15 protein-coding genes are annotated in these 21,233 nt (G+C 45.0%); 6 read left to right on the top strand and 9 right to left on the bottom strand.

Translation table 11 applies throughout. From position 1 onward, the window contains the following. Position 1: 1 nt before the first annotated feature. The 7 genes from putA to MARME_RS20915 all read right to left on the bottom strand — a co-directional run bounded on the left by putA (position 2) and on the right by MARME_RS20915 (position 11,112). On the bottom strand, positions 2–3,124 hold the full coding sequence (gene putA, locus MARME_RS20945; RefSeq protein WP_013663269.1) for a bifunctional proline dehydrogenase/L-glutamate gamma-semialdehyde dehydrogenase PutA: 3,123 nt from the start codon (positions 3,122–3,124) through the stop codon (positions 2–4). A gap of 365 nt (positions 3,125–3,489) precedes the next feature. Then, positions 3,490–4,263: a helix-turn-helix domain-containing protein gene (locus tag MARME_RS20940; protein ID WP_013663268.1), complete on the bottom strand. Its 774-nt coding sequence runs from the start codon at positions 4,261–4,263 to the stop codon at positions 3,490–3,492. A 131-nt stretch (positions 4,264–4,394) separates the two neighbouring features. Beyond that, positions 4,395–4,697 (bottom strand): putative quinol monooxygenase, encoded by a 303-nt coding sequence (locus MARME_RS20935; protein ID WP_013663267.1) that lies wholly within the window; start codon positions 4,695–4,697, stop codon positions 4,395–4,397. 162 nt (positions 4,698–4,859) lie between these two features. Beyond that, entirely contained in the window at positions 4,860–5,822 is a 963-nt protein-coding gene (locus MARME_RS20930) for an NADPH:quinone reductase (protein ID WP_013663266.1), read from the bottom strand. Positions 5,823–5,972: 150 nt separating this feature from the next. After that, on the bottom strand, positions 5,973–7,364 hold the full coding sequence (locus MARME_RS20925; protein ID WP_013663265.1) for a TRAP transporter large permease: 1,392 nt from the start codon (positions 7,362–7,364) through the stop codon (positions 5,973–5,975). Positions 7,365–7,367: 3 nt separating this feature from the next. Beyond that, positions 7,368–7,886 carry a TRAP transporter small permease subunit gene (locus MARME_RS20920; RefSeq protein ID WP_013663264.1) on the bottom strand — a complete coding sequence of 173 codons (519 nt, stop codon included), beginning with the start codon at positions 7,884–7,886 and terminating at the stop codon, positions 7,368–7,370. A 244-nt stretch (positions 7,887–8,130) separates the two neighbouring features. Continuing rightward, complete coding sequence (locus MARME_RS20915; RefSeq protein WP_013663263.1) at positions 8,131–11,112, bottom strand: bifunctional diguanylate cyclase/phosphodiesterase; 2,982 nt, start codon at positions 11,110–11,112, stop codon at positions 8,131–8,133. A 347-nt stretch (positions 11,113–11,459) separates the two neighbouring features. Between MARME_RS20915 and MARME_RS20910 the strand changes: the two genes are divergently transcribed. From MARME_RS20910 to MARME_RS20885, 6 genes are all read left to right on the top strand, one after another. After that, entirely contained in the window at positions 11,460–12,428 is a 969-nt protein-coding gene (locus MARME_RS20910) for a PstS family phosphate ABC transporter substrate-binding protein (protein WP_013663262.1), read from the top strand. Positions 12,429–12,543: 115 nt separating this feature from the next. After that, positions 12,544–14,802: an ABC transporter permease subunit gene (locus MARME_RS20905; protein ID WP_041648055.1), complete on the top strand. Its 2,259-nt coding sequence runs from the start codon at positions 12,544–12,546 to the stop codon at positions 14,800–14,802. An 11-nt stretch (positions 14,803–14,813) separates the two neighbouring features. Continuing rightward, positions 14,814–16,514: a phosphate ABC transporter permease PstA gene (gene pstA / locus MARME_RS20900; RefSeq protein ID WP_013663260.1), complete on the top strand. Its 1,701-nt coding sequence runs from the start codon at positions 14,814–14,816 to the stop codon at positions 16,512–16,514. 21 nt (positions 16,515–16,535) lie between these two features. Further along, positions 16,536–17,366, top strand: a complete 831-nt coding sequence (pstB, locus tag MARME_RS20895) for a phosphate ABC transporter ATP-binding protein PstB (RefSeq protein WP_013663259.1) — start codon at positions 16,536–16,538, stop codon at positions 17,364–17,366. Between the two features lie 17 nt (positions 17,367–17,383). Next, entirely contained in the window at positions 17,384–18,100 is a 717-nt protein-coding gene (gene phoU, locus MARME_RS20890; RefSeq protein WP_013663258.1) for a phosphate signaling complex protein PhoU, read from the top strand. Between the two features lie 289 nt (positions 18,101–18,389). Then, positions 18,390–18,890 carry a GAF domain-containing protein gene (locus tag MARME_RS20885; RefSeq protein WP_013663257.1) on the top strand — a complete coding sequence of 167 codons (501 nt, stop codon included), beginning with the start codon at positions 18,390–18,392 and terminating at the stop codon, positions 18,888–18,890. Between the two features lie 110 nt (positions 18,891–19,000). Here the strand turns inward: MARME_RS20885 and MARME_RS20880 are convergent, their stop codons facing one another. Both MARME_RS20880 and MARME_RS20875 read right to left on the bottom strand, forming a co-directional pair. Next, a complete protein-coding gene (locus MARME_RS20880) occupies positions 19,001–19,381 on the bottom strand; it encodes an Hpt domain-containing protein (protein ID WP_013663256.1) in 381 nt (126 codons plus the stop codon). A 5-nt stretch (positions 19,382–19,386) separates the two neighbouring features. Then, on the bottom strand, positions 19,387–21,228 hold the full coding sequence (locus MARME_RS20875; RefSeq protein WP_013663255.1) for a sensor histidine kinase: 1,842 nt from the start codon (positions 21,226–21,228) through the stop codon (positions 19,387–19,389). Positions 21,229–21,233: the final 5 nt, after the last annotated feature.

Below are 21,233 nucleotides of genomic sequence, written 5' to 3'. Positions count from 1 at the left end.
ATTAAACGTATTGCTCAATAGCGAAACGTTGTAAGTAGTGAGGACCGCCTGCTTTAGGACCTGTTCCCGATAAGCCTTGTCCGCCGAAAGGTTGAACGCCTACAACAGCACCGACTTGATCTCGGTTGATGTAAAGGTTACCCACGCGAGCTCGTTGTGCAATGCGAGCGCACGTTGTTTCGTTACGGCTGTGAACACCCATAGTCAAACCAAAACCTGAGTTATTGATCGTATCGATGATGCTATCGAGGTCTTTCGCTTTGTAGCGAACCACATGCAAGATAGGACCGAATTTTTCATCAGTAAGCTGATCAATCGATTTAATTTCAAACGCGGTTGGCGCGACGAACGTGCCCTTGTCTGCAAAGTCTGGCAAGTCGGATTGAGCAATCAATTTACCTGCAGATTTCATATGCTCAATGTGCTCAAGCAACATATTTTGCGCTTTCTTGTCGATAACTGGGCCTACATCTGTGCTGTGTAGGTAAGGTAGTCCAACCGACTGCTCTTTCATTGCCCCTTTGATCATCGGAATGACGCGATCCGCAATGTCTGCTTGAACAAACATGACTCGTAGCGCTGAACAACGTTGACCCGCAGACGCGAAAGCAGAGCGAACAGCATCGCGAACAACCTGTTCAGGTAACGACGTTGAATCAATCAACATGGCGTTCTGACCACCTGTTTCTGCAATCACAGGAACGGGCGCGACGCCGCGAGCAGCCAATGTACGGTTAATCATCTGTGCTGTGCCAGTAGAACCAGTAAAAGCAACACCTGCGATGCGTTTGTCGCAGGTTAACGGTGCACCAACGGTCATTCCGTCTCCTGGTACCAAATGCAGTACATCGCCAGGTACACCGGCTTTATGTAGCATTTGAACAGCACGATAAGCAATTAAAGACGTCTGTTCGGCAGGCTTACAAATAACTGTGTTCCCAGATACCAGTGCCGCAACAACTTGACCAGTAAAGATTGCCAATGGGAAGTTCCATGGGCTAATACACGCAAAGACACCACGGCCTTTTAGTTGTGCTTCTTTCGATTCGCCAAGATAGTTCTTAAACGTCGTTGGGTTTTCAAAATGGTTACGAGCTTCCTGTGCGTAATAACGGCAGAAATCAACCGCTTCACGTACTTCATCGATGCTGTCCTGAATGGTTTTCCCTGCTTCACGATGACAGATTGCCATTAGCTCAGGGTAGTTTTCTTCCATTAGGTCAGCCATTTTGTCTAAACAAATGGCGCGTTCTGAAGCTGGTTTTGCGTTCCACTCAGGGAAGGCTGCTTCAGCTTTATCAATCGCAGATGTCACAACGTCTTTATTGGCCCAATCCATACGCCCCGTGTTTTGGTTGTGGTCATAAGGACTGTCGATTGCATGCGTGTCGTTTGTTTCTACGTTAACACCACCTACAATTGGGAACGCTCGCCATTGGGTGCTTTGTTCCATAAAAGCGTCTATTTCTGCTTTGAATGGTCCCCACTCAGATTCGATCTCGATGTTTGGTCCGTATGAGTTTTTGCGGTCCTCAAACATGTCGATAGGTAATTTGATATAAGGGTTATGCAGGGTTTTGCGACCTTTAAGTGTCGTAACAGGGTGGTCGACAAGGTCTGAAACTGGGTAAGTCGCATCAACAAGACGGTGTACGAACGAACTGTTTGCACCGTTTTCAAGAAGGCGGCGAACCAAGTAAGGAAGCAAATCTTTGTGGCTGCCGACGGGGGCGTAAATACGCACACAAACATCACGGTCTTTTATCAGGCGATTATATAGAGCGTCGCCCATACCATGCAAGCGTTGGAATTCAAATTCGTCTGTTCGCGCGCCTAATTGCTCCGCTAAACAACTGATTGCTGCAATAGTATGCGCATTGTGGCTCGCAAATTGAGGGAAGATATGCTGACGAGTGTGTTCGCTTAGCAAGAAGTGAGCACAGGCCAAATAAGACACATCAGTTGCTTCTTTACGCGTATATACTGGATAGCCGCTCAAGCCTTTTTGTTGACACAGCTTAATCTCAGAATCCCAGTATGCGCCTTTTACTAAGCGTAAAGGGATACGGTCGCCTTGCTCTTTAGAAAGGGCTGCAAGCCAACCTAGAACAGGTAGGGCACGTTTAGAGTAAGCTTGGATAACCAGACCAAACAGGCCCCAACCTTTTGCTACGTCATCGCGGTACAATTTCTCAAACAGATGAAGAGACAATTCCAAACGATCCGCTTCTTCAGCATCGATTGTGATACCGACGTCTAAAGCACGGGCTTTTTTGATCAGGCCTTTGACACTTTCAAAGAGCTCGGTCATTACGCGTTCTTCACTGCCCACTTCATAACGTGGGTGAAGTGCAGACAGTTTGATAGAGATGGTTGGGCGATGTCCTTTGTTGTAGGAATCTTTACCAACGGACTCAACCGCGTCTTCATAAGATTTTAAGTATTTTTTAGCATCGTCTGCGGTTAATGCGGCTTCACCAAGCATGTCGAATGAGTAGGTGTAGCCATCATCACGGTAACTTTTTCCGCGTGTTAGGGCTTCGCTGATACTGCGGCCCAATACAAACTGGTGTCCCATGATTTTCATTGCTTGGTTCATCGCTTTGCGAATAACAGGCTCTGAAACGCGATTAACCATACGATTGACTAGGTTCGCTGGGCTGCCATCTTCTTTTTCACTCATGGTAACGACTTTACCCGTTAGCATCAGTCCCCAAGTTGATGCATTTACAAAGAATGAATCGGAGTTCTTTGCGTGGGAAGCCCAGTCTGCAACGCTAAGACGGTCTTTAATGAAGGCATCTGCCGTTTCTTTGTCTGGAACGCGCATTAGAGCTTCTGCTAAACACATTAGCAAAATACCTTCTTTGGTATCTAAGCTGTATTCCAACAAAAGTGCGTCTATCATCGAGATGGATTCGTCATCTTTACGAACTTGCTCGATTAGATTGGTTGCCGCATCCGTGCATGTTTTTAGTTGGGCGTCAGTCGGCTCCGCCAAAGGCAGTAACTGTTGTAGCCACTGTTCCTCGTTCACTGTGTATAGCGGCGAAATTAGTTGCCAAAGTTCGTTCAGCGGACGCTGTATGAAATTAGGTTGTAACACCTCTAGCGCGTTAAACATGATCAGATTCTCCCACGATAGACAAAAAGCAAATACTTTCAGTAGTAACCGTAATTGTTATAGAGCATGGCATGCGTTTCTAGCGCGGTAAAACATTAGGTGTACATGCCCGGATAATACGTACACTTTAGTGACAAGCGTTGGAATTCGTCTTTCTAAAAAGTCGGTTTTTTTTACAGGATAATCTGGTTGATTGAGCAAAAAAGCACGTATGCCTTAGAAGTGTGCGAGAAAAATCGCGATTTTCGTCGAATGCTCATTTATTGTACGGTTGATTTGAGCGTTATCTGGACCAGAAAAAGGTAAATATGGGGCTCACGTTCTTTTCAATAATGCGATAAGACACGTATGAAATAGTTTGAGTTCTAATGACCTCGGTATTTCTTTTGGTATTTAAGAGGGGTGATCCCCAGTGTTTGAGAAAAGACATTGGTCATTGCGCTTTGGCTCGAAAAGCCGCACATTTCTGCAACCTGAATCGGAGGGTAGCCTTTTTTCAAAAGGCTTTGTGCTCGATCAAGACGTTTACGCACCAAATACTGATGCGGCGTCATGCCTGTGTGATCCTTAAAGCGTTCATGAAATTGACTGACGCTTAAAAAGCAAAAGTTCGCAAGCTGACTAATATGAACCTTCTTGGATAAATTTAGCTCAATAAACTGGTCTAATTTATCGATATCCAAATTGTTACCGCGAATACGTGAATCTTTATTGTTGATTTGATGTCGGATCGCACTGAGTAACGTATTACCGCAAGCGCGCGCTAGAATGGAGTCTTCAGGATACTGCTCTAGCTCACCTGATAAAGCGGACGCTAAAATTTGCAGTCTCGGGTTGAGTTCAAAGTACGCTGCTTGATCAAATAGGCGTGAAACAATTTCGTATTCTTCGTCTGTAATGGCTTTTTGTGGTGGAACCGGCAAGTTAACGACCATGATGCGATTTTTACCAAGACCAGCAAAGGCGTGGCCTTCAGCGGACGGCACAATACAACCCTCACCAAAATGAAGCTGACGGCTGTTGCCCTTGATGTCGAAGTCGGTATTCCCGTCAAGGACAACAACAAGCTGGTGGTAGTCATGGTTATGTGTATCTGCTTCGGTTGGTAAGCTAAATACATCTGAGTCGAAATTGGACAACGAACAACCTATTTTCACGAAGTAAATTAAGGACGCTACACGCCATTACCAGAAAGTATAACTACGTTCGTTAATGTTGAGTAGCACTAATTATGAGAATCGTTCTATTTAGTTTGCTGCGCGAAGTCCGCCTAAAACGCATCCAATCGAGCGTGTTCTTCTAAATATAAGACCTTGTATGGCTCAACTAAGTATTCTTTTAGCTGCTTAAATGCGGGGGATTGTGCGGCTAAATTAGCGAAATTTTGATGATCTTCGATAGAATCCCACTTTTCTATTTCGACGACTCTATTGCGGGTATCCGTGTCTTGCAGTAATGAAACGGTCTGTGCTCCGGCGCTAATCATATTGGATTGATTCGATTCCAGTAGTTTCATGAAAGGTTGAAGCTTATTGGGTTTTACTTTGAAACTGACTACAGCGGTCACGCTCATAATGTACTCCTGTTACAGGCTTTTCTATGAGTGTGGTAAGAGGAAGGGTTTCTTTCAAGAAACTTTTAGCGAAATAGTGTGAAGTTTTTAAGAGGAAGTGTGTACACAGGTTAAAAGTTATCCATTAGAAACGTTTAACCTGTGTTTTGATTGCGAGGTTTATTAGGCATTTATCGTAACAACTAAGTTACCCAAAGCACCGGATTTAAGAATGTCTTTATGGGCGTTTGGAAGCTCTGTCAATGAGTACTCTTTTCGCACGATAGGCTTTAAGACGCCTTTATCAAACAGAGGTTTCATTGACTGAGCGATGCGCTTTAGCTCGTTTGGTTTAACGTTCGCTAATGCAACGCCTACGACAGCGGCATCTTTTGCCATTAGGTCTCTCGGGTTGATCTCGACCGTACCTCGGTTACCAATGACTGCGACAGTGCCGCCGAACGCCAAGGCTTTTAGGTCACGATCAAGGTTATGGTTTGCCAACATTTCGATGATGACATCAAAGCCTGTCTCAAGCGATTGGTACGGCGCTAGGTGGTTCTCCTCATCATGGCGAATGACGCAATGGACGCCTTGTTTCGTCAACAGTTCCGCGCCTGCATCGGTACCCGCTGACGCAGTGACCTTCATCCCTGCGGCAAGAGCAAGTTGCACTGCGGCAATACCTACTGCGCCTGTTGCACCATGAATCAGAACGTGATTGCCTGCTTGCGCATGAGCGCGGCCAAAGAGTGCTCTGTGCGCAGTAGTGTAAGGGATGCCTAGACAGGCCCCTTCTACAAAACTGAGACTGTCTGAAAGAGGAAAGGCATGGGTGGTTGCGCAGACCGCAAACTCCGCTGAAGAACCTGTTAGAGTACGAGAGAAATAGACTCGTTGCCCTACTTCGAATCCTTTGACTTGACTGCCGACCGCTTCAATCGTACCTGCACCATCTGACCCCGGTGTGTGTGGGAACGTCGCTTTATAATTATTGGTGCCTGAGCGAATGTAAGTATCAACTGGGTTAACGCCCGCAGCGCCAACTTTTATTAGAATTTGATCTTCTGAAAAGTCCGGTTGTGTTACTTCTACGAGCTTAAGATCACTCGCACTGCCGTAATCTTCAATTTGCATTGCTTTCATAAAAGAATCCTCAGTGTCATGTCGTTGGCTCACTTCCTTTAGGGCGACCCTGCGGGAAACGGGTTGTTTTTTTATCTCCCATTATTTCTCTCTATTTCACTTTCTAGAAAGTGAAATAGAGAGAAATAATGGGGAGGAGGTTATGATTGATTAATCTGCATAAACCTGTTCTGGAAGCCATGTCGCCAGTTCTGGCCAGATGGCAAGCATCAGCAGTACAAACAACTGTATCAAGATAAACGGAATAACGCCTTTGTAAATTGATTGCGTTTTTACTTCCGGTGGTGCAACGCCACGTAAATAGAACAGAGCAAAACCAAATGGCGGCGTTAAAAACGACGTTTGCAGGTTAATGGCCATCATAATGCCTAACCAAACAGGGTCTAATCCCATCGCCAGTAACACGGGCGCGACAATAGGAACGACAACAAATGTAATTTCGATAAAGTCTAGAATGAAGCCCAATACAAACATGACCAGCATGACGATCACGACGGCGCTGACCACACCGCCAGGTAATTGGTTAAAGAACTCATGAATCAGTTCTTCACCGCCAAAACCACGGAAGACGAGAGAGAACAAAGAGGCGCCGATGAGTATCATAAACACCATCGCGGTGACTTTTGTTGTGCTGCGTACCGTGTCTTTTAGGGTTTCAAAGTTCAGCTTACCAGACAACCAAGCCAGAATTGCTGCACCTAAAGCGCCCACACCTGCGGCTTCTGTAGGGGTGGCGATGCCGCCTAAAATAGAACCGAGCACCGCAAGAATCAATAACAGCGGTGGCACCAAGCCCTTAATTAATTCCGCAGCAAGCGATCCGCCGTTTAAGGACTTTATTAGCTCATCTTTGGGCACCGCAGGGGCTTTGTGAGGCTGTAGCCATGCAACGACCGCGACATAGACGATGTATAAGGTAATCAGCAATAAGCCCGGAATAATTGCGCCAACGAACAAGTCTCCGACTGAAACAGTCTTAGGGGAGAAGATGCCCATTTGCAACTGTGCTTTTTGGAAGGCGTTTGACATTACATCGCCCAGTAATACCAGCGCGATCGACGGTGGAATGATCTGACCAAGTGTGCCTGTTGCACAGATGGTTCCCGTCGCAAGAGCGGGATCGTACCCACGACGTAACATAGTAGGCAGTGAAATCATGCCCATTGTGACGACTGTCGCGCCGACAATGCCGGTACTTGCTGCCATCAGCATACCTACCAGGATGACAGAAATGCCCAAGCCACCTCTTAACGAACCAAACAGCATGGCCATTGAATCCAATAAACGCTCTGCCAGCTTGGATTTCTCTAGCAATACACCCATTAAAACGAAAAGTGGAACGGCGATTAACGTTTCATTGCCCACAATACCGAATAATCGATTTGGAAGTGCTTGTAAGAATACGGGGTCAAATGTCCCAAATAAGACGCCTCCACCTGCAAATAAAAGCGCCGTGCCGCCTAATGAAAAGGCCACTGGGTAACCAAAAAGCAGGCACACACATACAGCGGCAAATAGCCATAAAGGTAAAAATTCTGTCATGATTTAGTGTCCTTCTACTGGGTTATGGCCCGTTATTACCGCAAGGTTTTTTAAAATATCGGCGATGCCCTGAATAATAAGCGTAAGCATCATAATGGGGATCAGGGTTTTCAGTAGATAGACATAAGCCAGTCCGCCAGGTTGGGGAGAGGTTTCAAATACTCGCCAAGACGCCATCACGTAATCTAGGCTCATATACAGGGTGAAGACACAGAAGGGGAGCAGGAAGAATAGCCCGCCTAAGGTATTGACTAGTGCCTTCTTTTTTACGCTGAAACCACGATAGAAAACATCGACTCTGACGTGCTCATCTGCCTTGAAGGTGTAAGCAGCACCAAGCATAAAGACCATTGCATGAAGGTAAAGGACAGACTCTTGCATGGCGATCGAGCCGTAGCCGAAGCCATATCGTAACAAAACGATCACGCAGGTTAGCGCCATCATAAAAAGGGTTAACCACGCAATGCAGCGGCCAGTAACGGTCGATACCGATTCCGCAGCGAGGATAAGTTTGTTTAGCATGTTGTTTCCCACAGGTTTTCTTAGATCAAGCCTACTTTAATCAAGTCGCTTGTTTGAGACGTCATAAAGCACGAGAGCGTTAAGGGCTTTTTACTTTCTTTATAAAGTTTATTGGCCGCTCAGTTTATGTGATATTGCTACAAGAGGGAATAAGAGAGCGCGGTGAGTGGTGGATAAATGCTCATATTTTTTCATTTTGAGACCTTTGCTCGATGACGGTGCTCTTTTAGGCGAAGCAAAGGTCTTATTTTAGCTGAATAACATTCGAGTGAAGTGAATTTGAGTTTAAATGGCGCAACACTTTGAGGATAGGAAGTGGCTTTGAATAATAATAGCCTTGTTGTAAAAAACAGTTCATTTCAGCAAGAATCGACGCTTGCTCTTTGTTTTCGACACCTTCTGCGACAATTCTGAGTGACAGGGCACTGGCCATGCTGACAATGGCACTGACAAAAATACGGTTTTTTGCGTCATGATGAAGATCGCGAATAAACTCGCGATCAATTTTTAAAATGTCCACTGGGAAGCGTTTTAAATAGCCAAGGCTTGAGTAGCCGGTGCCAAAGTCGTCTACGGCGATTTCGACTCCCAATAATTTTAGGTCATTCAGAAGTGAGACGTTACGTTTCCAGTTTTGCATCAAAACGGTCTCGGTAATTTCGAATATAAAGCAGGATGGCACCACATTCTCTTTGTCAAAAACGGCTTTAATTTCGCTCATAAAATCTTGCGATTGCAAATGAGTGGCGCTGATATTAAATGAGATCCTGATATTACTCTCATCGAGTTCCTTGATAAATGAACAGGCTTGATGCAGTAACTGTGTTGTTAACGAACCTATCAAGCCTGATTGTTCTGCTATCGGAATGAAAATGTCGGGCATAATGTCGATTGCATCGTCATTGTGCCAGCGACACAGCGCTTCAAAGTAAGTCACAGTGTGGCTAGAGCTATCAATAATGGGTTGAAAATAAAGAACGAATTCTTTTCTAGGCAAACCTTGGCGCATTTTTTCTTCGATCTCAGCTAACCAAATTGTTTCCTTATCGAATTCGGGCGTATAAAAGCGGTAGTCATTCTTGTTTTTAGCTTTGACGTGGTACATCGCAGCATCAGCATGGCTGAGTAAGGTATCCGCATCACAGCCATTGTCCGGATAAAATGAAACACCAACGCTTACGGAGGTCTGAATATCGTGCCCTTCTATTGTCATAGGACGACAGACGCTTTTGATTAGCTTTCGGCAGAAAGGCTCAAAGGTACTTTTTTCTTCATAATGAGGTGAGATCAGAATAAATTCATCGCCACCAATGCGCGCTAAAAAGTCATTCTCTCTCATAACTTGTTGGATGTTATTCACTGTGTCGATGAGCAATTCATCACCGGCTTTGTGTCCGTATTGATCATTAACGGATTTGAGATTATCGATATCGACAAAGAGAAGTGCGAAGCTCTCTTCTGGTTCAATGTCATCATGAGGGCAGAGTTCTAGCAGCTTGTTGATTAATAAGGCACGGTTTGGAAGTTTGGTTAGCATGTCATGATGAGCAAGATATTCCATTTGGCGAGACATATTACGGTTCTCTGTGACATCTTGAAAAACCATTACGGTTCCCACTATGTCGCCGTTATTATTTTTGATCGGAGAAATGGAATCTTGAATGCAGCAAATTTGTCCTCTGTGATTTTTAATCGCGGCGTCGAATTGATCGATTCTTTGTGTGCTTTCTGATGCCAAAACACGAGAAATTAAATCGTCAATGATGTTTCCTGTACGTTGATCAAATAAGTAAACAGTTTGTTCAAACTTGGTCCCAATTACGTCGTTTTTTGACAGTTGAAGAACTTGTTCGGCCACTGGGTTTAAAAACGTAATACAGCCTTCTTTATCGGTTGCAATAACGCCGTCGCCGATTGAATGAAGTGTAATTTCAAGTAGTTCTTTTTCTTCTGCTAAAGCCTCTCTTAAATGCACCTCTTCTGTAATGTCCTTTAGGGCGGCTATTGCGTGTATTGCACCATTGTTTTTTATAGGATCAACCACCGCTGAGATATCGATATCGATAATAGAGCCATCTTTTTTGATGGCTTGTACCTCTTTGTCTGTTAAATATCCGGTAGATATAAGTTCTGGAAAGTACTCTCGTTTGGCTTTTTCACGGCTGGAGGGCGTTAGAAAATCAATGGATCGTTTACCGATGACTTCCTCTCGTTTGAAACTGAGCATACTGAGCCATCGGTCACTTACATAGGTCATCACTCCCGCGGTATTGATGGTGTGCATCGCGATTGGTGCTTTTTCATAGAGGGCTCTAAAGCTCGCTTCTGATGTTTCGAGATCAGACAGCGTTTTGTTCATCCGCATCGATAAAATCGACAGTAAGGTTGGGGCAAGTAGCGTGAGTAAAAGCGGACTATAGAAAAACACGTCGTTATTTTGGTAGCCAGAGCTTATAGGTGTGTAGAGATTATAAGAGACCGAGAAATAAGACATAACGCCCGTTAAAAATATTGCCGCCGCTAATGTGACAAAGTTGCTGTAAAAAGCAAAAAACAGCAGTGCCGCCGACAAATATGCATAAGGATAGGGGAGCGTAGAAAACACCGAGATAGTCACCAGTACAGCACAACCCACTGCAATGAAGCCTTTGGGGTTTACAAGGTCGTCAAGAGCGCGCTTAAGTGAATGGTTGATTAGGTATATACCTAATGGAAAGAAGGAAACCGCGCTAACTAACATACTAATAAAGCTAAGCAGCCAAATTTCTATTAGGTGTTGATTTGTCGAGCCTGAAAACATCATAGCGGCGACAATAGAACCTAAAAAAGCGGGTGTAACAATGCCTAAATTCAAGACCTTTATGTAGTCGGGTAAGGTTTTGAATGCCCTTTTATAGGCTTCTTTATCCGTCAAAAAGTGTGCTATTAACACGGTTTCGATCAGGTAGGCGGGAAGCGACCTTAATGCGGTTTCGAGTGGCATTGTATAAACATAATAGGCCGAAAAATGGGCGGCAGCAAAAGCGGTTAGCAAGGCTATCCATTCTTTTTTTGGGCGTGCTATGAGTAAAAAGCCAGCGATGGCATTCGCGTACCAAATGATGACGCCAGAGTCGTTCGCTTTGGCAAAACCAAGTGACAGACTCGCAATAATAAAATAGCAGGCGAAGCTTAGGCACACGAAACGCAGCGAGTTTAAAAAGCTAGTGGTAGAGATTCGAGTCATACGCGTTTCTATCCCTGATGCAGTCTTCGTACGGTTGAGGTATCCATTCCTTGTACTGCTCGAAACTAGGAAGAACGGTCTTATCCGTCTATTTTAAATATTTATATTAGGTCTCTGTTTAAAAGCTAGTTAACGCTATGCGTTTTAACTAATGGCATTTTGTATCGATTGTGTAATGACTTTCTTCTTTAATGGCGCCATTGTGCCGTCAAAATAAATTGCATACGGCGTGCAAATATTTCACGGTTTAACATTTTTGTCACATTAGAGCTTTATATTTGGCAAACATCGAACGAGCTGATGGAATAATTCCATCTAAATTGACAATAACCATTGAGGTTTGTGTGATGAAAAAACTAGTTGCAGGTCTAGCGGTAGCAACCCTAGCAGGTGTATCTGTAAATGCGGTAGCGGACGTTGACGCTGGTCTTCACTCTTACAGCAAAGCAAGCGGCGTATCTGGTAACATTTCTAGTGTTGGTTCTGACACACTAGCAAACTTGATGACACTTTGGGCGGAAGACTTCAAACGTCTTTACCCTAACGTAAACATCCAGATTCAAGCGGCTGGTTCTTCAACTGCGCCACCGGCTCTAACTGAAGGTACTTCTAATTTCGGTCCTATGTCTCGTACAATGAAAGACAAAGAAGTGGCTGCATTTGAGAAGAAATATGGTTACAAGCCAACTGCAATTCCAGTTGCAATTGACGCACTAGCAGTATTCGTACACAAAGATAACCCAATCAAAGGTCTTTCTCTTCCTGAAGTAGATGCAATTTTCTCTTCTACTCGTAAAGGCGGACACAGCGAAGACATCACCAAATGGGGTGCCGCTGGCCTTAAAGGTGCTTGGGCGAACCGTGATATCCAAATCTTCGGTCGTAACTCAGTATCTGGTACTTACGGTTACTTCAAGAAAAAAGCCCTATTCAAGGGTGACTACAAAAACTCTGTAAACGAGCAGCCTGGTTCTGCATCAGTTGTACAGTCTGTATCGACTTCTCTTAACGGTATCGGCTACTCAGGTATCGGTTACAAAACGTCTTCTGTACGTGCTATCCCTCTTACTAAGAAAGAAGGTGGCGAGTTAATCGAAGCAACTCCACTGAACGCTGCGACAGGTAAATACCCACTGTCTCGCTTCCTATACGTTTACGTAAACAAAGCACCTAACAAGCCACTTGCTCCATTGCAACGTGAGTTCGTTAAAATGGTTCTTTCTAAAATGGGACAAGAAGTGGTTGTTAAAGACGGCTACGTTCCACTACCAGCAAAAGTTGCTAACAAATACCTAAATGATCTAGGTATTCAGTAACAAAGTCTGGGTCACGGATGACATAAAGATGCTTGTAAGCAGGAGAGATTAATCGCTCTCCTGCTTTTCTTGTCTTGGATACTGTCACAAAATTGTCACATAAAGTTGGGATCGAATGAGTACTTCAACGGATCACAAAATGCCAGAACTGGACTTTGATACGCCTGCTCTAAAGCGTCATCGTAAAGTTCGAGCATTAAAAGACCGCAGTGCCACAGTCGGCATTGCTATTGGGGGCTGTAGCGTCATTTTGGCGGTACTGCTAATTTGTTTCTATTTACTGTATGAAGTTGCCCCATTATTTACGGGTGCGAACATAGAGAAAGAATCAAGCTATGCACTTCCTGCAACCGAATCTGGCCCTAGCCTCTATATCACCGCCGAAGAGCAATCTGAAGTGGGAATGCGCGTCGCGCAAAATGGCGATATTATTTTCTTTGCTGTCGCGGATGGCGCAATCATAAAGCAAGTTAAAAACCCACGCGCAGAGAAAGTAACGGCATTAGCGGTTGAATCGGATGTCAGTCACTTACTGGCGTTAGGGTACGAAGATGGTAAGGTGTTGCTGGTTAAGCACGCTTATAAGATTACCTACCCAGATGGCGTTCGTAAGATCACCCCTCAAGTTGAATATCCTTATGGAGAAGAAGCGGTAGACGCTGCTAACTTCCCGATTACCAAACTTTCTGTTCGTGACTCCGAAGAGAAATTAACCATTGCGTCCATGTCTGAAGGTGGCCGAGCGTCAGTGACGTTATTCGAGAAAGAAGAAGATTTTCTTTCTGGTGAAGTCACGCTGAGTGAAAGCTCTGCACAATTGCCGACGACACAGAACGCGCTTACGATGCTGATCTCAGGCGACCAACGCTATTTATACATCGCGACGCGATCCGGTACGCTTTACGAGTACGATCTTCGTAACTTTAATGATGTTAAATTCAAAGCTGAAATTCCATTGTTAGACGGTGATACGCAGCTTGTGTCAATGACGTATCTAGTGGGTAAATCATCGATCATGGTGGCAGACTCGTCTGGTCGTGTGAGTCAGTGGTTTAATGTTCGCGGTGCTGATAACGAAGAAGTGTTGACGTTCATCCGCGATGTTAAACAACCAACGGGTTTGACTAGCATAGCTATGGAGCATCGTCGTAAAGGTTTCGCAACGCTTGATAAAAACGGCATGGTTGCGATTTACAATGCGACGGCAAGCAGCCAAGTATTGGATGAAAAACTCAGTGACAGCTCTGCACGTCTGATCTCATTTACACCACGTGCAAATGGCCTGTTACTTGAAGACCAATCAGGTATTAGCTTTTTCTACGTCGACAATGAACACCCTGAAGTGTCATGGTCTTCGATATGGGGCAAAGTATGGTACGAAGGCTATCAAGAGCCGACTTACACTTGGCAGTCTTCTGCTGCCAACAACGACTTTGAACCTAAATACAGCTTGATGCCATTGGCGTTCGGTACAATCAAAGCGGCGTTTTATGCCATGTTGATGGCCGTTCCTTTGGCTATTTGTGGTGCGATCTACACGGCTTACTTCATGGCGCCAGCGCTACGTCGTAAAATCAAACCTGTGATCGAGCTGATGGAAGCTCTGCCAACGGTTATTTTAGGTTTCTTAGCGGGCTTGTTCTTCGCGCCTTTCTTAGAAGAAAACTTAGCGGCTGCCTTTAGTGTGTTGGTTGTTCTACCTCTTGGCGTACTTTTGTTCTCTTTCATTTGGTCTCGCATGCCTCAACAAATTCGCTGGTTAGTGCCTGACGGCTGGCAGCCAATGTTGTTGATTCCTGTCATCGTCTTCCTTGGTTGGATGTGTGTTGCCTTGAGCCCAGTGATCGAATTGAACTTTTTTGATGGCAACATTCGCGGCTGGATCACCAATGACCTTGGGATCACCTTTGACCAACGTAATGCGTTAGTTGTTGGGTTTGCGATGGGCTTTGCGGTTATTCCAACCATCTTCTCGATTACTGAAGATGCGATCTTCTCAGTGCCAAAAGCGTTAACTCAAGGTTCTCTTGCCTTAGGTGCGACCTATTGGCAGACCATGGTGCGCGTTGTATTGCCAACTGCAAGTCCGGGTATCTTCTCGGCGGTGATGATTGGTATGGGCCGTGCGGTGGGTGAAACCATGATCGTATTGATGGCGACGGGTAATACTCCGATTATGGATTTCAACATATTCGAAGGAATGCGTACTTTGGCCGCCAACTTAGCGGTAGAGGTGCCTGAATCTGAAGTGGGAAGCTCTCACTACCGAATCCTATTCTTGGCAGCGTTTGTGCTCTTTGTTTTCACGTTTGTTGTGAACACCATCGCTGAAACCGTGCGTCAGCACCTACGTAAGAAATACGGGTCTTTGTAATGAGCAATGAAATGAAAATGAAGAAGCAGTCCGTATCGGAATGGGTCAAATCTGGTGATCCATGGGTATGGCTTAACGCGGGTGCTGTGGCGATTTCGGTCATCATGGTAATTGGTCTTTTACTGTTGATTGCGGTTCGTGGTCTGGGGCATTTCTGGCCAGCAGATGTCGTTGAAGCAACGTATGAGTTGCCAGGCGACTCTGCTTACAACATCGTTGCCGAGCGGGTAGAGAGCGTTGAAGTGCCTGCTGCACAGCTTCGCGAAGCGGGCGTTAATGTCGAAGATCATCACGATATTATGATGCGTACTTTGATGAAAACGGGTAACCGTGATGTTTACGGTTCCGATTTCCGTTGGGTGGTTGATGCTTATGTTACAGACGTAAAGCGTCCAGAAATGTTATTCGTCGCTGAGCGTCATGAGTGGGGTAACTTATACGGTTACCTGAAAGTGATTAAAGAAAATGGCCAAGTTGTTGCTCAAACGAATGACCTGACGCCAACGGATTCTGCACTTAATACTTGGGCAGAATTTGAGCAGCGCATTGATCGTGCCACGGCAATTCATGATGAAATCTACGAGGTAGAGAAGCATGACATTGGTAAGATCAACTATGCGCTGGAGCGTTTACGTTTAGAGCAACGTCGTTACGAATTAAATAATTCGCTAACGCCTGCGCGCCTTGCCGATCTGAATGCTGAGCGAGCTGAGTACGACGAAGAGTATAAAGGCTTACAAAGTAAGCTTGCTGATTTGTACCAACAAATCAATCGCGACTCTTTCATTGTTCAAGCAATGGACGGCTCTGAGCATGAAATTCAGGTTGCGAAAGTAGTACGTGCATACCGACCGAACGCGATGGGTATTTTTGCCAAGCTTGGTTTCTACGGCGCTAAGCTGGGTGAGTTTCTAACCGCGGAGCCTCGTGAAGCCAATACGGAAGGTGGTGTATTCCCTGCGATCTTCGGTACGGTCATGATGGTGATGCTAATGACGGTGATTGTGACGCCTTTTGGTGTTGTTGCCGCAGTCTACCTACGTGAGTATGCAAGCCAAGGTGTGTTGACTCGTACGATTCGGATCGCGGTAAACAACTTGGCAGGGGTTCCTTCCATTGTATACGGTGTATTTGGCTTGGGCTTCTTCATTTACTTCCTTGGATCAGGTATCGATCAGGCGTTCTTCCCAGAAGCGCTTCCGTCTCCAACATTTGGTACAGGCGGTCTAATGTGGGCGTCTATTACGCTGGCTTTATTGACAGTACCAGTGGTGATTGTTGCAACGGAAGAAGGCCTATCGCGCATTCCACGTAATGTTCGTGAAGGTAGCTTGGCATTAGGGGCAACGAAAGCAGAAACGCTTTGGCGTGTTATCTTGCCGATGTGTAGTCCGGCGATTATGACAGGGGTGATTCTGGCGGTAGCTCGTGCTGCGGGTGAAGTTGCACCTTTGATGCTGGTCGGTGTTGTAAAACTGGCGCCTTCTTTGCCTTTGGATGGTAACTATCCGTTTATCCATTTAGATCAAAAATTCATGCACTTAGGTTTCCACATCTATGATGTTGGCTTCCAGAGCCCAAACGTAGAGGCAGCACGTCCTCTCGTATACGCGACTGCATTATTGTTGGTAATCGTCATTGCATTGCTTAACCTTGCAGCAGTAACGATCCGTAACCACCTACGTGAAAAATACAAATCGCTGGAAATGTAAAGCGGCGGAGAAGAGACGATTATGAGCGAAACTAAAACACACTCAATTGATATTTCTGCAATGCAGCGTAATCAACAACCGCTGCGTATCGAAGATGAAAAGGTTTGCCTTTCAGTGGAAGATCTTCACCTGTATTACGGTGAAAAAGAAGCTTTGAAAGGCATCGATATGATCATTCCTGAAAAGAAGGTAACGGCGTTTATCGGTCCTTCTGGTTGTGGTAAGTCGACGCTACTGCGTTGCTTCAACCGCATGAACGACTTGGTTGATAGCTGCCGCATTGACGGCAAAATCAGGCTTCATGAGCAAAATATCTACGAGAAAGGCACCGATGTAGCAGAGCTACGTCGCCGTGTTGGTATGGTATTTCAAAAGCCAAACCCTTTCCCAAAAAGTATCTATGAAAACGTGGCATACGGTCTTCGAATTCAAGGTATCAACAAGAAACGCCTGATTGACGAAACGGTTGAATGGGCGCTTCGTTCCGCTGCACTTTGGGACGAAGTAAAAGACCGTTTGCACGAAAGTGCATTGGGTATGTCTGGTGGTCAGCAGCAACGTTTGGTTATCGCGCGTACGGTTGCGGTAAAACCAGAAGTACTGTTGTTGGATGAGCCTGCATCAGCACTTGATCCGATTTCAACGTTGAAAATCGAAGAGTTGATTCATGAGCTTAAAGAAGAGTTCACGATTGCCATTGTGACACACAATATGCAACAGGCTGCTCGTGTTTCTGACTATACTGCTTTTATGTATATGGGTGATATGGTTGAATTTGGCGATACCAACTCGCTATTCACAAACCCAAGCAAGCAGCAAACTGAAGACTACATCACTGGTCGTTACGGCTAGGTCGAAGGAGAGGCAACATGAGAGAATTAACATCTGATCATATTTCTCAGCAGTTTAACGCTGAACTAGAGACACTGCGCCAACACTTTTTAACCATGGGTGGTGTGGTTGAAAATCAAGTCGCGGACGCCATTCAATCTATGCTAGAAAGCGATGGCTCTCTTGCAGAAGAGGTGAAAGACAAAGACGCGATGGTAAATCAGTTGGATGGCTTGATTGATGAAGAGTGCACACGCATTCTTGCAAAACGTCAGCCAGCAGCGACGGATTTACGTATGATTTTATCCATCGGCAAAGCGGTCGGTGAGCTTGAGCGTATTGGCGATGAAGCGAAGAAAATCGCGCGTCTGACGATCACATTGGTTGAAGAGGGTGAATCACCTCGTGGCTACGTTGAGATCAATCGCATTGGTCAAATGGTGTCTCGTATGGTTCACGATGCATTGGACGCCTATGCGCGCCTAGACGTCGACGCTGCTGTACGTGTCGCGAAGCAAGATCGCAACGTAGACATGGAGTTCAAAACAGCAATGCGCTCTTTGGTTACTTATATGATGGAAGACCCACGTTCGATTACACGCGTAATCAACGTAATTTGGGTGCTTCGCTCGCTAGAACGTATTGGTGATCATGCACAGCATATTTGCCAGCATTTGATCTACTTGGTTAAAGGTCAGGATGTACGCCATGTACCTGTTAGCCAATTGTCAGAAAAAGTATCTGATAAAGAATAATTCTTTACTCTAGATATTTGTTGCCCTCGTCGCTCGTTCGACTACCGTTGGCGAGGGCAACATCTTCATTTTCTATTTCGTATACTTCTTCTAAGCTTTTGTATCTACTCTAACGTCTTACTCTTTAACCCTTACCGTCTATGCTTTATACCTTTAACTTAGTCAGATCTTGTGCCAAAACGTTCTGAGTTTTTTCTGCTTTTTGCTCTTAGTGTGCTGTTCTTGTCTTTCTTTATCTGTTGTCTGCGCATATGATTTTTATATAACGATAAAAATAAGGAAGTAGGCCATGTTTACGATAGAGCTAAGTAATGATCTTACCAAAGCCGAGTCTTACAACACACTAAGCAAACAGTTGTCCGCTTTATTAAGCGGAGAAAGAGACTTGATCTGCAATGCCTCCCAATTTTCAGCCTTTGTTATGCAAGCCTTACCAAACGTGAACTGGGCTGGTTTCTACTTTGCCCGTGGTGAAGAGCTGGTTTTAGGCCCTTATGCCGGTAAAGTAGCGTGTAGCCGTATTCCGTTTACTCGTGGTGTATGTGGCGCAGCGGCTCGTTCTCTGGTTACCCAGCGTATAGAGGATGTACATGCATTCCCTGGACATATTGCCTGTGATAGCGAAAGTGCCTCTGAAATTGTGATTCCAATTGTGGTCAATGGACGTCTTATTGGGGTCTTTGATATAGATAGCCCCGAAAAAGGTCGTTTCACTGAAGAAGACCAATTAGGGCTAGAGAACTGGGTGAATCGTTTTGTTGAAGCGACCGATTTCGATTGGCAATTTTGAGTACGTTATCGTCTCTAACAATAGCAAACCTTAACGAACGTAATGTTCATTCGCTTTAGATACTTAGACACATAGAGCACGTTGAGTTTGGTGGGGGGTGAGTTCTCAGGTTACGATTTGAACTCAGAAAATAAGTCCTCAAGCGCAGTGAGTGAGTTATCTTGCAGTGTTTGGAGTGAGCGCACTTCTTCTAGAAGGCGTTCGTGCTGCTTATTCTCTGAAGCATGTTCAATATAAGCATAGCGTTTGCTTAGTATTGTTAACCCCATATTAGCGCTCGCCGACTTTAGAGAGTGGCTGAGTTCATTGATGAGTGTGAAGTTGTCTGTAGTGGCGTGTTTTAATAACTCTGGAAGTTTGTCTTGCACATCACGAATGTAAGTTTCCTTAATCGCATTTAACGCATCGGCTCCGATAATCTGTAAGAGCGCGGTTAAATGTGTCGAATCAATGAGTGAACTGTCTGGCTTATTCGTCGTTTGGTCACTCATTGTCTTTACTCGCTGTCTTCACTATTAGGCAGCGTTTTTTTGCCTGCATAAAGCTGAACGTTTGATAAAACATCGATTAATGCTTGTTCGGTTTGGTTGTGAATATAAGGGAACTTGATTTGGCGTGGTGCAAGCAGTGAGATACAACGCTCGCTGACATAACGCTTATCCCCAAGGATTGGAATGTCGCTATTGTACAGATCGACGAGATAATCCAAACCATCGCTGTCGACGGCTTGATCTTGTGCCAATAAGACGACATCAATGTCTTCGTCAGACAGTAAACCACCTGTTTCGGAGTGCGTGACATGCATTCCGTACGCCATTAGCAAAATGGAAATGGTACGCGCTAAATGTTTGTCTGAATCAACCAGTAATACGTGCTTGTCTTGCAGTACAGGGTTAGACGTTCTTTTCGTATTGTGTTTGATATGAATGGGGACATCCACCCAGAATTCGGTACCGTTTCGTGACGAGCTGGAAAAATGCAGATTGCCGCCCATTAGATAAATAAGTTTGTGACATAATGTTAGCCCCAATCTCATGTCTTTGGCTGCGTGTTTTTCACTATACGAAGCCTGCATAGGGTTGTTCCTGAGCGCCTTTTGGATGGCGACAGGTAAGCCTGTGCCTGTATCACGCACTGCTATTTGCATCATCTGAGTCATATGTTCATCGTTTTCAGATTGTTGCGTGCTGTTTGGTTCATTGGCAGACATACGAAGTATGACGCTCACCGTGCCTGAAGGCGTAAAGGTCGTCGCGTTTTGAATGAGTGCCAGTACTATCTCTCGTAGACGAGAGAAATCCGCGACAATGCTTTCAGGAATCGAAGAGTCGACTAAAAAGACGGATCGTAGTCCTTTGCGGTTAAGTTGAGGTCCGCTGTTTACAAGGCAGCTTTCCATGTTCAGGCGGATTGCGCCGGATTTAGGTGCAAGTTCCAGTTGTTGGGCGTCGATCAGAGCCAAGTCTTGAAGCATCTCGATACTACCTAAAAGCTGTGTGCCGTATTCTTCAAGCCTGCGTCCGAGATCTTTGCTGCGTTCTGGAGTAGGTCCTTTGGACAAACTTCCTGATACACCCAATACCGCATTGAGCGGTGCACGTACCTCTTGCGAGATCATGGTGAGTGTATCGGTTTTTTCTTCCAGCGCGTCTTGTAACTTAGATTCTAATGCAAGGCATCGGTCGTTCATTTGTTTGAGATTGCGAATTGAGCGATAACTGATGAACAGTAAGAGAAGCAAGCAAATAAGAAAAATCCCGCCGAGCATTTGTATGTAATTCAACCAAGATTTTAATTCTTGTCGTTTGCTGTTGGCGTATTTATTGGCATCTTGATGGGTCAGTACGACAAACTCGTTGATCTGGGGCGTCATACGGTTGAGTCGATTAAGAATTCTTTGTATTGAGGATTTTTCGCTGTTTTCTAAGCGTTCGATGCCTAAACTGATGAGTTCCAATTCGCCATTAATGATGTTAAGCAGTCGAATGGTTCGAGCGTCGGTGTAATTGCGAAAAATAGTACCTACTTGGTTATTGCGAAGTAGGTCGATGCGGCTCATGACAATATCGTATTGATCGTAAGCTTCACCTTGGAGGGGAAAGTCGTCGTCTTTTAAGTTGAGGAGAAATTGCTCGAATCGGAAACTTTGTAACTGGAATTGAAGCGCGTTCCATCGATAGCTTTCAAATATAGTCCGGTTATTGGCGCGTTGGCCATCACTCACGGCGACGATCAGCAAAAAGCATACGATGACCATCATGAGCAACATCGTAATTAGCCCATAACCTAAATACTGCCGCGATCCAAACAGCCATTGTGGTCTTAAAAATTTCCACATTCTGT

This window comes from Marinomonas mediterranea MMB-1, assembly GCF_000192865.1.
In the GTDB taxonomy this organism is placed as follows: Bacteria; Pseudomonadota; Gammaproteobacteria; order Pseudomonadales; family Marinomonadaceae; genus Marinomonas; species Marinomonas mediterranea.
The sequence above is the reverse complement of the archived record's forward strand: the minus strand, read 5'-3'. Positions and strand labels throughout refer to the sequence as shown.